This window comes from Bradyrhizobium ontarionense (assembly GCF_021088345.1).
GTDB lineage: Bacteria > Pseudomonadota > Alphaproteobacteria > Rhizobiales > Xanthobacteraceae > Bradyrhizobium > Bradyrhizobium ontarionense.
In genome coordinates this window covers 5542500-5557587 of record NZ_CP088156.1, presented here as the reverse complement: position 1 = coordinate 5557587, position 15088 = coordinate 5542500, and the positions used below count along the sequence as shown (strand labels likewise).

Annotated in this window: 13 protein-coding genes; 3 read left to right on the top strand and 10 right to left on the bottom strand. The window is 65.1% G+C overall.

Annotated elements, in window-relative coordinates; genetic code table 11:
* Positions 1 to 30 precede the first annotated feature (30 nt).
* From LQG66_RS24585 to cobS, 7 genes are all read right to left on the bottom strand, one after another.
* Complete coding sequence (locus tag LQG66_RS24585; RefSeq protein WP_231327919.1) at positions 31 to 1578, bottom strand: ABC transporter substrate-binding protein; 1548 nt, start codon at positions 1576 to 1578, stop codon at positions 31 to 33.
* Positions 1579 to 1899: 321 nt separating this feature from the next.
* Entirely contained in the window at positions 1900 to 2325 is a 426-nt protein-coding gene (locus LQG66_RS24580; RefSeq protein ID WP_231318243.1) for a hypothetical protein, read from the bottom strand.
* 192 nt (positions 2326 to 2517) lie between these two features.
* Entirely contained in the window at positions 2518 to 3618 is a 1101-nt protein-coding gene (locus LQG66_RS24575) for an LLM class flavin-dependent oxidoreductase (protein WP_231318242.1), read from the bottom strand.
* 214 nt (positions 3619 to 3832) lie between these two features.
* Positions 3833 to 4945 carry an NADH:flavin oxidoreductase/NADH oxidase gene (locus LQG66_RS24570; protein ID WP_231318241.1) on the bottom strand — a complete coding sequence of 371 codons (1113 nt, stop codon included), beginning with the start codon at positions 4943 to 4945 and terminating at the stop codon, positions 3833 to 3835.
* A gap of 106 nt (positions 4946 to 5051) precedes the next feature.
* Positions 5052 to 6128 carry an esterase-like activity of phytase family protein gene (locus LQG66_RS24565; protein ID WP_231318240.1) on the bottom strand — a complete coding sequence of 359 codons (1077 nt, stop codon included), beginning with the start codon at positions 6126 to 6128 and terminating at the stop codon, positions 5052 to 5054.
* A 57-nt stretch (positions 6129 to 6185) separates the two neighbouring features.
* Positions 6186 to 8087 (bottom strand): cobaltochelatase subunit CobT, encoded by a 1902-nt coding sequence (gene cobT, locus LQG66_RS24560; protein WP_231318239.1) that lies wholly within the window; start codon positions 8085 to 8087, stop codon positions 6186 to 6188.
* A gap of 159 nt (positions 8088 to 8246) precedes the next feature.
* On the bottom strand, positions 8247 to 9245 hold the full coding sequence (cobS, locus tag LQG66_RS24555; RefSeq protein WP_231318238.1) for a cobaltochelatase subunit CobS: 999 nt from the start codon (positions 9243 to 9245) through the stop codon (positions 8247 to 8249).
* Between the two features lie 296 nt (positions 9246 to 9541).
* Between cobS and LQG66_RS24550 the strand changes: the two genes are divergently transcribed.
* The gene (locus LQG66_RS24550; RefSeq protein WP_231318237.1) at positions 9542 to 10198 is read left to right on the top strand and encodes a DedA family protein; all 657 of its coding nucleotides are present in this window, start codon (positions 9542 to 9544) and stop codon (positions 10196 to 10198) included.
* A gap of 13 nt (positions 10199 to 10211) precedes the next feature.
* Here the strand turns inward: LQG66_RS24550 and LQG66_RS24545 are convergent, their stop codons facing one another.
* Positions 10212 to 11435 carry a citrate synthase family protein gene (locus LQG66_RS24545; protein WP_231318236.1) on the bottom strand — a complete coding sequence of 408 codons (1224 nt, stop codon included), beginning with the start codon at positions 11433 to 11435 and terminating at the stop codon, positions 10212 to 10214.
* Positions 11436 to 11519: 84 nt separating this feature from the next.
* Here LQG66_RS24545 and LQG66_RS24540 point away from each other — a divergent pair, with 84 nt between their 5' ends.
* The gene (locus LQG66_RS24540; RefSeq protein ID WP_231318235.1) at positions 11520 to 12608 is read left to right on the top strand and encodes a citrate synthase/methylcitrate synthase; all 1089 of its coding nucleotides are present in this window, start codon (positions 11520 to 11522) and stop codon (positions 12606 to 12608) included.
* Between the two features lie 58 nt (positions 12609 to 12666).
* Here LQG66_RS24540 and LQG66_RS24535 read toward each other — a convergent pair whose 3' ends face one another.
* The gene (locus LQG66_RS24535; RefSeq protein WP_231318234.1) at positions 12667 to 13308 is read right to left on the bottom strand and encodes a J domain-containing protein; all 642 of its coding nucleotides are present in this window, start codon (positions 13306 to 13308) and stop codon (positions 12667 to 12669) included.
* A 110-nt stretch (positions 13309 to 13418) separates the two neighbouring features.
* On the opposite strand from LQG66_RS24535, the gene LQG66_RS24530 reads away from it, so the two are divergent.
* A complete protein-coding gene (locus LQG66_RS24530) occupies positions 13419 to 13688 on the top strand; it encodes a BolA family protein (RefSeq protein WP_231318233.1) in 270 nt (89 codons plus the stop codon).
* A gap of 21 nt (positions 13689 to 13709) precedes the next feature.
* On the opposite strand, the gene LQG66_RS24525 is transcribed toward LQG66_RS24530, so the two are convergent.
* Positions 13710 to 15014, bottom strand: a complete 1305-nt coding sequence (locus tag LQG66_RS24525) for an HlyC/CorC family transporter (RefSeq protein ID WP_231318232.1) — start codon at positions 15012 to 15014, stop codon at positions 13710 to 13712.
* Between the last annotated feature and the right edge of the window lie 74 nt (positions 15015 to 15088).

Here is a 15088-nt window from a genome sequence, read left to right as displayed (position 1 = left end):
GCGCTCGTGCCCGCGCGCCGGATGACACCACTACTTGTCGAGCCAGGCGTCACGAAAGCCGTCGTTGACGCCGATGCCGGTGGTGATGAGGTTCTTCACCTTGCACTTGCTGATGGTCGGGAACTGCAGCTCGAGCAGCCAGGCCACCGGCACGTCCTCGGCAAGGATCTTCTGAACCTTGTCATAGGCCTCCTTGCGCTTGGCGTCCGTCGGCGCCGTGGCACCCTCGGCGAACAATCTGTCGACATCGGGGTTGGAATAGCCCTCGACGTTGTTGAACAGCTGGCCCTTGGCGATCGCCGAGGTGATGTAGTTGCGGGAGACGCCGAGCGCGGGATCGCCGTACTGATAGAGATAGGTGAAGGCGATGTCGTAGTCCCATTCCATGATCTTCTGGTTGCCGCCGGGAACGTCGGTCGCGATCGTCTCGATGTTCATGCCGACGTCCTGCAGGTTCTGCTTCACGGCCTCGCCCCAGCGCTGCCAGGTCTCGCCATAGGCGAGCGGCAGCATACGGATTTTCTCGCCGTTGTAGCCGGCCTCCTTCAGGAGCGCCTTGGCTTTCGCCGGATCGTAGGGATATTTCGGCACGTCGTCGCTGTAGAACTTGATGGTCGACACGGACGGACCGGTGGCGACCTTGCCGAGCCCGTTCCAGATCACGTCCTTGGCGAAGTCGCGATCAACGGCATACATGATCGCCTGACGCACCTTCTTGTTGGCCAGGATCGGGTTGCGGAGGTTCAGCCACATCCATGAGATCGGGCTGAAGAACTCCCATCCGGCGCCGGTGACGCAGGCGCCCGGCAGCTTGGAGACGCGCGGCACGTCGAAATTCTCGATCGAGCCGCCCGGCAGCACGTCGACCTTGCCGGTCTCGAAGGCGACCGAGCGCGCGGCGGCGTCCGGAATGATCTGCCAGTAGACTTCATCCAGGTAGGGCTTGCCCTTCTCATGGTAGTTCGGATTTTTCACCATCCGGATGAAGGAGCCCTTCTGCCATTCCTTGAACATGAAAGGGCCGGTCCCGATAGGCGTATTGTTGTTCGGATTGGTCTTGTAGTCGGTGCCCTCATACAGGTGCTTCGGCACCATCGGCATCGAGCCGACCTCGAAGATCCCGATGAACGGACCGAACGGTTCCTTCAGCGTGAACACGACGGTGAGATCGTCCGGCGCCTCGACCTTCTCGACCATGACGAGATTGTTGCGGGCGCGCGCATGCGTCTGCTTCAGCATCTCGATCGAGAACAGCACGTCGGCCGAGGTGAAGGGCTTTCCGTCGTGCCAGGTGACGCCGGGCTTGAGCTTGAAGGTATAGACCTTGGCATCCGGGCTGATGGTCCAGCTTTGCGCCAGGCCCGGCAGCGGCTCGAGCTTCGGGCTGTAGCGCAGCAGGCCTTCGAAGATGTTGCCGGACACCATCTGGGTCGGACCGTTCTGGACGATCGCCAGCATCAGACCGGGCGGCTCGGGCTGGATCACCGCATTGACGACACCGCCGACCTTCGGCTCCTCCGCGTGAACGGCGGTCAGTCCGCAGCCGACGACGATACCCAGCAACACCCGTTTCAACATCATGCGACTTTCCAATGTTCAGACCTGCCGCGATGCATCAAGCGCGCCAACACGCACGATGCCATGCAGCCTCCCGATGTGACGCCTGCTTCAGGCGCATGGGCCGTTGGATCGGCCGCACGCTGCGCTGTGGAACGGGCTCCAATCGGTATGCCGGCGATGCTTTGGAAACGTCGCCAGGACCTGTGCCGACCGCGCATTGCACAGCAGTCGACGCTACTGACACAGGTCAAGCCTCCGAGGCGAAGGCTCACACAGTCCGAATTGTCGTCGCAAGATGAAAGTCGCGACAGCGACAGCCCAAAAAATGACCAAGGTCAATCAATGCCGCAGACGCGCGATCGCCCCGGCAACGATCTGCATGATCACACCGACGATCCAGCCAGCCATGATCAGCGACGTCCAGACGATATGCGGATCCTCGCGCAAGATGATGATGGCGACGGCGAAGAACGCCGTCAGCGTCGCAAGAAAGGTACCGACGGCGCTGAGGAACTCGGCTGCGTCGATCTTCTTCTCCCCGGGTGAGCCCTCGTCATGCGGATGAAAGGGAAGCTGCGGCGTGTCGATGCCGAGGTAGAAGCCCAACGCCCCGGACAGCATCATCACGACCAGGAAGCCTTGCGTGGTCAGCGACGGCACGCTGGAGCCGACATGCGCCCCGACGAAGACGCCGCAGGCGGCACCGGCCAGAGCGAGACCCGATCGCTCCAGGACGTGAGCGAACTTCCTGACGCGAAATCGCATGACTGCCCCCTGAATGTCGGATCCGCGCTCGTGCAGCCGATCTGACGCCTGAGTCCCCTCGTACCGGCAAGACCATCACTCAAGCGTCAAATCCGAAGCTCCACTCGCACGAAAATTTTAGCTAGTTTTCCCTAAGAGCCGGCATTCGCCGAAGTGCAGCCCGGAGGCAGAGCGAATGCTGGCACTGGAATACTAGGCGGCCCTGGTCAGGTCGGCATTGAGATGGCGCAACCTCGGCATCACTTCCTGCTTCAGCAGCCGCAGGGAATTGTGCCAGGCCTCCGGCTTGTGCTTGTAGTCGAAGCCAAAGACACAGAGCGTGCCGAAGCCGCCAACCTCATGCCAGATCTTCTCGATCTTCTCGGTCACCGTGGCCGGCGAACCGATGATCCAGTTGCGCTTCGCGCAATAGTCGACGGTGACGTCGGAGTCCGGCACGTCAGGCGAATGTTTCAGATAGTCCTTAAAGCCGAAATGACCGAGCAAGGGCAGGAAGTATTCGCCCATCATTCGTCCCATCATGTCGCCGGACGAAAGCCGCCAGGCCTCCTCGTCCGTCTCGGCGACGAACACTTCGCGCACGAGCCGCCAATCGCTGCGACTGGGCTTGCGCCCGGTCTTTGCGGCGCCGGCCTCGACGGAATCCCAGTGCGAGGACACGTAGGCCGGGTTGAGATTGAGGCTCATCGGGATATAGCCGCGTTCGCCCGCGAGCTTGAGCGTGTCGGAGTTCTTCGACAGCCCGGCAACGCCGATCGGCGGATGCGGCGCCTGTACCGGCTTGATGTGGGGTTTCAAGAAATCGAACATGGCTTCGGGCTTGTTCACCGTCCAATACTTGCCCTTGTACGTCCATGGCGCATCCTCGGACCACATCTTCAGGATGATCTCCAGCGCCTCGCGGGTCATCTCGCGGTTCTGACCGCTCATGCCGTCGACGTTGAACATCGCCCAGTCGCTCGGCAGACCCGAGGCGGCAATGCCGAAATTGAGACGCCCCTCGGACAGATGGTCGAGCATCGCGACGCGATTGGCAAGTTCAGCGGGATGATGATAGGGCAGCAGGAAGCCGCCGGGCCCCAATCGGATGTTCTTCGTCTCGCGGAAAGCTTGCGCCAGGATAAGGTCGGGTGCCGGGTGCGGCTCCCATGGCGCGGTATGATGCTCCCCGATCCACGCTTCCTGATAGCCGAGCTCATCGAGCCAGCGCAGGACCTGCAGGTCCCAATCGTGGCCCTCCTTCAATCCGCACTCCGGCGGATGCGACGGCATCGTGAAGTATCCGATTTCCATGGCGCTTTCCTCTCGCGTTTGTATTGCGGCGCATCTTTGCGATGCGCTCATCGTCACGCGAGACGAAACACGACCAGACGAGTCGGCAGCGCCGCACGTGGTCTGCGAAGTGTAGCACTTCGTAGGACAGCGACAACCATCGGCTGTGTCGCTGGCGGAATAATGTCGCAGGCGCGATCGCGCAGAATGCGCCTGCATTGCGACGAGATGCTGCTCAACGCCCTCCGAACGTTGTCCTGCCGAACAGCTCCTTCTGCGACGACGGCTGCGAGCGCCAATATTGCGGAGGCGCGGCGACCTGGCCGCCGAGCGCGGCGGCCGCATGCCACCCCCAGCGCGGGTCGTAGAGCATGCCGCGCGCCAACGCGACCATGTCGGCTTTCCCGGAGGCGACGATCTCTTCGGCTTGCTGGGCCTCCGTGATCAGGCCGACCGCAATGGTCGGAATGCCCGTCGCTTCCTTCACCGCCTGCGCGAACGGCACCTGGTAGCCCGGTCCGAGCTGGATCTTCTGCAACGGCGAAACGCCGCCCGAGGACACGTCGATCCAGTCAACGCCGCGGCGCTTGAGTTCCTGGGCAAAGGCGATGGTCTGCGCGAGATCCCAGCCGCCGTCGACCCAATCAGTTGCGGAGACGCGCACGCCCACCGGCTTGTCAGCCGGGAAGACTGCGCGGACTGCGTCGAACACTTCGAGCGGAAAGCGCATGCGGTTCGCGAGCGTGCCGCCATATTCATCCGTGCGATGGTTCGCGAGCGGCGAGAGGAATTGATGCAGCAGATAGCCGTGCGCACCGTGCAGTTCGAGTGCATCGATGCCGAGCCTGTTGGCGCGCTGAGCCGCATCGACGAAGGCGTCGCGGATGCGCGCGAGCCCCGCGGGGTCGAGAGGCCGTGGCGGCACTTCGCCTTCCTTTTGCGGGACGGCTGAGGGCGCGACCGCCTCCCATCCGCCTTGCTCCAGCTGGATCTGCTGACCGCCGTCCCATGGCCGATGGCTCGATCCCTTGCGGCCGGCATGTGCGAGCTGCATCGCGACGGCGGCCTTCGAATGTTTGCGGACCGAGGCCAGGATCGGCTTCAGCGCCGCTTCGGTCGCGTCGTCCCACAGGCCGAGACAACCGGGCGTGATGCGGCCGATTGGTTCCACATGCGTCGCCTCGATACAGAACATCGCGGTACCGGACAGCGCCAGGGTGTTGATGTGGGTGAAATGCCAGTCATTGGCGGCACCATTGTCGGCCGAGTACTGGCACATCGGCGAAACCACGATGCGATTGGCCAGTTCGAGACTGCGCAGCTTGATCGAAGTAAACAGGGCGCTCATGCGAATGTTCCGGGCTGGGGCGGCGTTGATCATGATGATCGGATGTCCGCAAGTGTCGACCATCGATGGGCCGTGGTCAACGCAACCGCGGCAGCGATGCTGCGGCTCAATTGACCAACGTGAACTGCAGCAGCAGGGTGCGCTGGATCAGCGAGAAATTGTCGTCCGACACCAAGGTCAGCACGGTCTCGCCCTCGGGCGTGACGTGGGCATCGATGCCTTCGAGATTGTCGATCTCCTGACCCAGGTCGGCGGCAAAGATCTCGGGACCATCGACCAACGCGTCGGGCGCGATCTCCGCGAGCGCCAGGCGGCGAATCCTGATGCCGACGCCGTTGAACAGAGAGAATTTCCGTTCCAGCACCAGCAGGTCTCCGGATGGCAGCAGCACGGCATCGCTGACGTCGAAATCGTTGCTGCGGCGGATGCTGAACTGCCCTGCAGACGGACCACCGATCAGGAACGCGAGCAGGTTGCCGTTGGCATCCAGGCCGCGCTCGGACATCGCGATCAAGGTGCCGGCGAGCGGCAGGCCCTTCGGCACGAACACCAGCGCTTCGAGCCCCTTGTTGTTGGGCAGCCGCTTGGCGGCCGGCGGCAGCGGCACGATCTCGCTGCGCGCGCCGGTCCCGCCCTTGGCGAAGTCGTAGCGCAGCAGCTGGTTGACGCGTTCGAGGCCGACATAGACGATGTCGCCGTCGCGCGCGATGGATTCGGAATCGTACCAGCCACGGGCGGTGATCGGCCGCCCATCTGGCCCGAGCAGCGGTGCCGCCTCGACATCGGCGAGCCCCACCATCTCGCGGCCGGAATAGGCGATGCGGCCGGTGAACCAGCCGCCCTTGTCGCTGATCGCAAGGAAGCGGTCGCCCCGGGCATCGAGCCGGATGCCCGACAGCCCGCCGAAGCCGGGATAGGACGAGGTCAGAGCGAGCCCGCTGCGATACTCCAGCCGGCCGAACCTGACATGCGAGCGGTCGCGCAGATCGAAGGACGGCAACGGCCGCGCCCTGACCTCGAGCCTGACCGCTGATGTGACGGAATGCTCATCGGTGGCAGCGCGGTTCCGGACGGGCGTCGGCGCCAGTTGGGCGCGAGCGGTCCTGGAGCAGGCGAACGCTGAAACTCCGCCGATGGCCAGCGCAAGAAAGCGCCGGCGGCCGGAGTTCGCATTTGGCACCATCTGTGCGGCCCCTTCCCGCCGGCCGCCCCTGCTCCGCGCGGCGCCCGCGAGACTTCGCTACGAATGCAGCTTGCGTTTCTGCCCCCGCGCAGGCTGCGGCGCCGCTTGGGTCTCCGTGAACAATTCGGCGAGCTTCTCGGTGATGGCGCCGCCGAGCTCCTCGGCGTCGACGATGGTGACCGCACGGCGATAGTAGCGCGTGACGTCGTGACCGATGCCGATCGCGATCAGCTCGACCGGCGAGCGGGTCTCGATCTCCTCGATGATGTGGCGCAGATGGCGCTCGAGATAGTTGCCCGGATTGACCGACAATGTGGAATCGTCGACCGGCGCGCCGTCCGAGATCATCATCAGGATCTTGCGCTGCTCGGGCCGGCCGAGCAGCCGCTTGTGCGCCCAGTCCAGCGCCTCGCCGTCGATGTTCTCCTTCAGCAGACCCTCGCGCATCATCAGGCCGAGATTCTTGCGCGCGCGCCGCCACGGTGCGTCGGCCGCCTTGTAGATGATATGCCTGAGGTCGTTGAGGCGGCCCGGATTGGCCGGCTTGCCGGCTGCGAGCCACGCCTCGCGGGACTGACCGCCCTTCCAGGCGCGCGTCGTGAAGCCGAGGATCTCGACCTTGACCCCGCAGCGCTCCAGCGTTCGCGCGAGAATGTCGGCACAGGTCGCGGCGACCGTGATCGGACGCCCGCGCATCGAGCCGGAATTGTCGAGCAGCAAGGTCACCACGGTGTCGCGGAAGGTCGCATCCTTCTCACGCATGAACGACAGCGGCTGATAGGGATCGATCACGACGCGCGACAGTCGCGCCGGATCGAGAACGCCTTCCTCGAGGTCGAACTCCCAGGCGCGGTTCTGCTGCGCCATCAGCCGGCGCTGCAGCCGGTTGGCAAGCCGCGCCACGATGCCCTGCAGATGCGCAAGTTGCTTGTCGAGATACGAGCGCAGACGCTCGAGCTCGTCGTGATCGCACAGATCCTCGGCCGCGATGATCTCGTCGAACTTGGGCGCGAAGGCATGATATTCGGGTCCGCGCGGCTCATTGGCACCGCCGCGGTTCGGACGCGTCGCTTCGCCCGGGGTCTCATCGTCGCCCAGCTCGCCGTCGTCGAGCGTGTCGGAGGCCGACGCCTGCGCCGCCTCCATCGCGCTCTCGGACATCTCGTCCGACGTGGTCTGCGCCTGGTCGGCGCTCATCTCCTGCGCGGCGTCGGAGTCGGGCGATCCTTCCGCGCCGGACTGTTCGTTGTCGCCGTCGCGGTTGTCGTCCTGGTCCTCGTCCTCTTCCGAATCGGCGTTGCGCTCGTCACCCAGGTCGAGCGCGGACAGGAGGTCATGGACGAGATCGCCGAACCTGGCCTGATCCTCGGTGAAGCGGCTGAGCTCATCGAGCCGCGAGCCGATCCTGTCTTCCAGAATCGGCCGCCACAGATCGACCAGCTTGCGCGCGGCATTCGGCGGCGCCATGCCGGTGAGGCGCTCGCGGACCATCATGGCCAGCGCGTCCGCCAATGGTGCGTCGGCGCGGTCGGTGATCTCGTCGTATTTGCCGCGATGGAAGTGATCATCGAGCATCGCCGTGAGGTTCTTGGCGACGCCCGCCATGCGCTGCGCGCCGATGGCCTCGACGCGCGCCTGCTCCACCGCGTCGAACACGCCGCGGGCCTGCGGATTGCCCGGGGTCAGCTTGCGATGAATCTTGGGGTCATGGCAGGCGAGCTTCAGCGCAATCGAATCGGCATGGCCGCGCACGATGGCGGCGTCGCGCTTGGTCATCTTGCGCGGCGGTTCCGGCAGCCGCGCCTTGCCCGGCGCAAGGCCGGGCCGTTCGGCCGCGAAGGACACTTCGAGCTCAGGCGCCTTCGCGATCGCGCGCAGGCACCCCGTCACCGAGCGCTTGAACGGCTCGGTCGGGGCTTCCTTGGGTCCTTGCCGGAGTTTGCTGTTGGATGTGGTCATCTGATCCCTGCGGCTGTCGTCCCGGCGAACGCCGGGACCCATAACCACCGGCGTTCATTAGTTGGCACTCGTGTTTCCCACGTGACCCGACGGGGCGCGGCGTATCGGGCCGGGCGCCAGTGCGCAATTGCGCACAAGGCCAGGACGACGCCCCGCGGTCTAGGACAGCACCACGTTGACGGCGGATTCCGGCAGCTCTGCGTTGAAGCAGCGCTGATAGAACTCCGCGACCAGCGGACGCTCCAGCTCGTCGCACTTGTTGAGGAAGGTGACGCGGAAGGCAAAGCCGACGTCACCGAAGATCTCCGAATTCTCGGCCCAGGTGATCACCGTGCGCGGGCTCATCACCGTCGACAGATCGCCGTTGGCGAATGCGTTGCGCGTCAGATCCGCCAGCCGCACCATCTTGTTGACGGTGTCGCGGCCCTGCGCGTTCCGATAGTGCTTGGCCTTGGCCAACACGATCTCGACCTCCTCGTCGTGCGCGAGATAGTTGAGCGTCGTGACGATCGACCAGCGGTCCATCTGGCCCTGGTTGATCTGCTGCGTGCCGTGATAGAGGCCGGAGGTGTCGCCGAGGCCGATCGTGTTGGCGGTGGCGAACAGGCGGAACGCCGGGTGCGGCTTGATGACCTTGTTCTGGTCGAGCAGGGTCAGCCGGCCCGAGACCTCGAGCACGCGCTGGATCACGAACATCACGTCGGGACGGCCGGCATCGTATTCGTCGAACACCAGCGCCACATTGTGCTGCAGAGCCCAGGGCAGGATGCCGTCGCGGAACTCGGTCACCTGCTTGCCGTCCCTGACCACGATGGCGTCCTTGCCGACGAGGTCGATACGGCTGATATGGCTGTCGAGGTTGACCCGCACGCAGGGCCAGTTCAGGCGTGCCGCGACCTGCTCGATATGGGTGGATTTGCCGGTACCATGGTACCCAGTGACCATCACGCGCCGGTTCTTGGCGAAGCCGGCCAGGATCGCAAGCGTGGTGGCGCGGTCGAAGCGGTAGTCGGCGTCCACTTCAGGAACATGCGGGTCGCTTGCGGAAAAGGCCGGCACCTCAAGGTCGCTGTCGATCCCGAACACCTGACGAACCGACACCTTCATGTCGGGCACACCGGCGATCTCCTGCGCATTGGTCGTAGCGGCGGTCGTCATTCATCCTCCGAGGTCACGGGCATTCCCGAAACCAGATTTCATGTTTGGCTGCGGTTGAAGGGCTTGAGCGGTAGCCTAGCAGAGAGCACGCGCGGGCAGAAGCCTAAGCCTTAATCAAAGTTCCGTTGTTATATCATCGAGATAGGCATGAGCAGCCGTTTTTGAAAGGCTGCCCTGCGAATCCCGCCACCTTTTCGCCCCACCGGAGCTGCTCAAGCTTCCCGACATGGCACTCCGGGCCGGGGTTCTTACTTATCGACAAGCTCGTTGCTCACCTTTTCAACCGCAGGAACCGCGTGGCCCATCTGCTCGACCCCCTCATTGCCTTCGTCGCGGCGCACGCGGGGCTGGCCTATCTCACCCTGTTTCTGGCCGCGCTGCTGGAGGCGGTCCCGATCATCGGATCGGTGATCCCGGGGACGACCATCATCCTGGCGCTGAGCGCGCTCATTCCGGGCGGCGAGTTGCAGCTGCAATGGGTGCTGGTCGCGGCCATTCTGGGTGCTATGCTCGGGGACGGCGGCGCGTTCTGGATCGGACATCGCAGCCAGCGCGAAATCCTCACGACCTGGCCGTTCTCAAACTATCCGCGTCTGGTGGCGCAGAGCGAAGCGTTCTTCCACCGCTTCGGCACGCTGGCGATCTTCTTCGCCCGCTTCGTAGCCCCGATCCGCGCCGTCGTGCCGATCACGGCGGGCGCGCTCGACATCCCGCCGGTCCGCTTCTACGCCGTGAACATCCCGGCCATCGCGCTGTGGGCCTGCGCCCATGTCCTGCCCGGCGTGTTTGCGGTGCAACTGCTGCACCGCTACGGCAGCATTCCTCATCACAGCCATATCGCCAAGCACACCTGGATCCTGGCGGTGGTCGCCGGCACCGTGCTGGTCTGGCTGATCCTGCGCATGGTGCGGAAGCGGCGCGAGACCCAGCTGGCGGCTGGCGCGGCCGATTAGCCCCCCAACACAGCTATAGCGCGTCCAGCAAAGCGCCACGGCCTGGCGACGGGCCGGTGTAGCGGGCGCGTGGGCGGATCAGGCGGCCATGCTGCAGCTGCTCGCAGGCATGGGCGATCCAGCCGACGCAGCGCGACATCGCGAACAGCGCCAGCTCGCTGCCGGATGGCAGCCGCAGGCTGTGCGCCAGGACGGCGAGCGCATAATCGATGTTCACGAACTCGCCGGTCGCTTCCGCGATCCGTTCGGGCACCTCGCGGGTGAATTTTCGCGGCGCGCCTGCCCGCGTCAGCGCGTCCAGCAGCGAGATCGCGCGCGGGTCGCCGCGCCTGTAGATGCCATGGCCGAACCCGGCGAAGCGCTCGCCGAGGGCCACCCGTTCCCGGATCAGCGGCGCGACGTCGCGGTCGACGAGGGTTTTCACCAGCTGCGACGCCAGCACGCCGGCGCCGCCATGCTGCGGTCCTTTCAGCGCGGCCAGCCCGGCAATGACGGCATCGTAGAGGCTGAGCCCGGTCGAGGCGGCGCAGCGGACGGTGAAGGTCGAGGCATTCAGCTCGTGGTCGGCCAGCAGCACCAGGGTGCGGCGGATCAGGTCGGAGGCATGCTTATGGTCGGGCGCCCAGGCCTGCGCGACCTGCACATGAAGCGGCTCGGCCGACGGTGGCTGGTTCAGCATCGTCGCGACGACGAGGCGGATGATGCGCGCGCCGACCAGTGCGCGGCCATCCACGGCGCGATTGAAGGCGGCGGGATCCGCATTCGCCGCCAGCGCCAGCACGGCGATGGCCCGGTCGATCGGCGCCGCACGGTGCGCCGCCTCGGCGATCAGGCACATCTCGTCCGAGACATGCGAAAGATTGTCGGGCGCGAATGGATCGATGGCAGTCACGTCCCACAACAGGGTTGCGGCATGTTCCAGCGCGTCCCGCTCGGCCAGATCGACGCAATTGACGCCGCGATAGATCGGACCGGCTTCCGTGATCGTCGACACCGCGGAATCGAACACCGGCAGGTCCGCATCGAAGCTGCGGAAGGCGCGTGGCTCCGGAGCAGGCACGCGCCGCTCCTTCAGGGTCCTGATGTCCTCAGCGCGGTAGCGATGGCTGCGCGAATCCGGCGACGGCTCGGAGCGGATCAGGCCGCGGCTGACATAGGCGTAGAGAGTCGCCGGCGAGATCGCGAGCTCAGCCGAGGCTTCACGAGCTGATAGGTAAAGCCCACTGTCTTTTTTCATATTGATCAGCCTAATCAAGATTGATCAAGTTGTCGACCGGGCGGATCCTGTCGGTGTGACACCTCACGCGAAGGAGATCCCGCCATGAATGTCCACCTCGGCAAGACCCCCGTTGGCCTCGATGGCATTGCCGCCGCCGAGACCGTGCTCAGCCACGTCGACGGCCAGCAGGGCGAGCTCATCATCGCCGGCGCCAGGGTGGCTGATCTTGCCGCCGCCAGCGGCTTTGAAGGCGTGACAGCCCGGCTGTGGAGCGCGGCCACGACGCGCAGCATCAGCGAAGCCGAGGTTCGCGCCAGCCTCGGCCTCGCCCGCCAGCGCGCCTTTGCGCGGCTGCCCGAACTGCTCGCTGCGACCTCCGGCCTGACGATCGTCGACGGCTTCCGCGCCGGTATCGCGGCGCTGCGTCCCGAAGCCGGGCTCGACGACGAAGCCGCCATCGTGGGCGCCTGTCCGGTCATTGCCGGAGCATTGGTCCAGCGCGCCCGAGGATCCGAGCCGGTCGCACCCGACCCTGACACCAGCCACGCGGCCGATACGCTGCGCATGGTCCGCGGCGATACGCCTGATCGCGGCGAGGTGGCCGCACTCGACACCTACCTCGTGACGGTCAGCGATCACGGCATGAACGCCTCGACCTTTGCGGCGCGTGTCGTTGCATCGACACAGGCCGATTTGTTTGCGGCGATCACCGCCGGCTATTGCGCGCTGACGGGGCCGCTGCATGGCGGCGCGCCGGAGCCGGTGCTGGAGATGCTGAATGCGATCGGCACGCGCGACAACATCAGGCCGTGGGTGGATGCGGCGCTGGCGCGCGGCGAGCGGCTGATGGGCTTCGGCCATCGCATCTACCGCGTGCGCGATCCGCGCGCCGACGTGCTCAAGAGCGCAATCGAGCGGCTGGCAGGCGGTGGCGCTGACCTGCCGTTCGCGAGCGAGGTGGAAGCCTATATCCGCACAGCGCTGCGGCAGAAGAATCCGGATCGCGTGCTCGACACCAATGTCGAGTTCTTCACCGCCATCCTGCTCGATGCGCTGCGGATTCCACGCCAGGCCTTCACGCCGATCTTCGCGGTGGCGCGCGCCGCCGGCTGGACCGCGCATGCCCGCGAGCAGCAGCGCACCGGCCGCCTGATCCGGCCGAGCTCGGCCTATATCGGGCCGAGACCCTGAGCAGGTGAACGAACGGCCGGTCGCCGTGCGGCAGCCTCACACGCCGCCGCGCGACCGGTCAGCCCTTCACCACGGTCTTCAGATAGTTGTACGCCTTGATGATCTCGATCAGGCGATCCTCGGTGGAGCGGTCGCCGCCATTGGCGTCGGGATGGTGCTGCTTCACCAGCGCCTTGTACTTGGCCTTGACGTCTTCCAGCGTGACGTCGGGACCGAGGCCCATGACCTGCAGCGCCTTGCGCTCGGCGTTGAAGACCTTGCGCGTCTCCGCCTTGGGAGCCGATTCAGGCCCGGGACGCCAGCTGCCGCGGCCGTTGATTTCAGCGAAGACGCTGAACGGATCCGAGGCATCACCAAGATCGCCTTCGGGAGTCCCGGTCCCGCGCTTGGCCGAGGTATTGGCGCCCATCTTCCAGGTCGGGCGATGTCCGGTCAGCGCATCCTTCTGATAGCGCGCGACCGCATCCGCGTTCATGCCCGAGAAGAAATTATAGGACTGGTTGTACTCGCGCACGTGGTCGAGACAAAAGTGCCAATATTCGCGCGCGTTCTCGCGTCCCTTGGGTGCGCGATGCGAGCCCCGGTTCGTACAGTCCGGCCATTGGCACGGCTGGACCTCTTCGCGCACCGGCTGCCGCGCAGCCTGCTTCTTGGGCTTGATGCGGATGGAGTCGAAGAATTTGGATGAATCGATCGCCATGGCGGACTTTGACTACGCAACGCCGAAAGCTTCAAGTCTTGACATTCCGAATACCTCAGGCGGAGCCCGCCGATTGACGAAAAATAATTTGATGCGTATTTCCTGAGACCATGAGAACGCGAGATGCTATCATCGAAAAGTTGAGCGAAGCTTTCTCGCCGGAAAGCCTCGAGGTTCAGGACGAATCACATCTGCACGAAGGCCATATGGGTCATCAGCCGAGCGGCGAGACCCATTTCCGCGTGTATATTGTGTCGCAGGCCTTCGCCGGCAAGAGCCGTGTCGATCGCCATCGCCTGATCAATGCCGCATTATCAGCGGAACTTGCCGGCTCCGTACATGCACTGGCATTGCACGCGAAGGCGCCCGGCGAAGCCTGACGTCAAGCAGCCTGACACCAGTTAGAACGCCGTGCCCGCGCGGCGCGGCCTCGTCTCCTCCGCTTCGCCGCGCGGTACCGGTACTATGCGAAGCGCGGTGATACGATTGCGCTCCCGGCGCAGCACGCGAAAGCGGAAGCCGTGGAACGTGAAGCTCTGCCCGCGCTCGGGGATCGAGCGCGCCTCATGGATGACAAGCCCGGCGACCGTCGTCGCCTCTTCATCAGGCAGTCCCCAATCCATCGCGCGATTGAGATCGCGGATCGGCACCGAGCCATCGACCACGACCGATCCATCCGGCTGCACGCGCACGCCCGCGACCTGCACGTCCTGCTCGTCGGAAATGTCGCCGACGATCTCCTCGAGGATGTCCTCGAGCGTGACGATGCCTTCCACCTCGCCGTACTCGTCGACCACCAGCGCGAAATGGGTCTTGCGGCGGCGGAACGCCTTGAGCTGTTCCGACACCGATCGCATCTCCGGAACGAACCAGGGCGGCAGCGCCAGCGAGGCGACATCGATGTGCGACACATCGCCTTCGGCGGCGCGGATCGCGCGCAACAGATCCTTCGCATGCAGCACGCCGATGATGTTCTCCGGCGTGTCGCGCCACAACGGGATGCGCGTATACTCCGAGGCCAGCACCTCGCGCACGAGCTCCTCCTGCGGCAGGTCCGCATTCACCATCACCATCTCGGTGCGGTGGACCATGACGTCCGACACCTGCAGCTCGCGCAGGTCGAGCAGTCCGCCCAGCATGTCGCGATCCTGCTTCTCGACCTTGCCCTCGTGATGCAGCAGATCCACGGCGCCGCGCAGACGCTCGGTCGGTGACAGCATCGGCTGGTTGGCGCCGACCTTGAAGCCGATCAGCCGCATCAACCCGCGCACGATCGCCTCGATCACGGCGAGCACGGGACCGAGCACGAGCACGGTAGCCCGCATCGGCCGCGCCACGGCCAGCGAGACGCGGTCGGGCGCGTTGATCGCGATCGTCTTCGGCAGCACTTCGGCAAAGATCACGACCAGCGCGGTCATGACGCCGGTGGCGTAGAGCACGCCGACCTCGCCGAACCACGCCGTGAAAACGCCGGTGGCCAGCGCCGAGGCGCCGATATTGGCGATGTTGTTGCCGAGCAGCAGCGCGCCGATCAGCCGTTCGCGCATGGCGACCAGGCGCGACACCACGTCCGCCTCACGGTTGCCCTGCTTGGACAGCCGCAGCATCGAGGCGCGGGAGGCGCCGGTCAGCGCGGTCTCGCTCAGCGCAAAGAACGCCGACGCGGCGAGGAGAATGATGACGACGGAGAGTGTGATCCAGTCCATGACGCCGGTGTCGCTCTGAATGGAAGCCGCCGATGATCCGCTGGCACTGCTCAACACGGCGTAAAGCCCGAAAG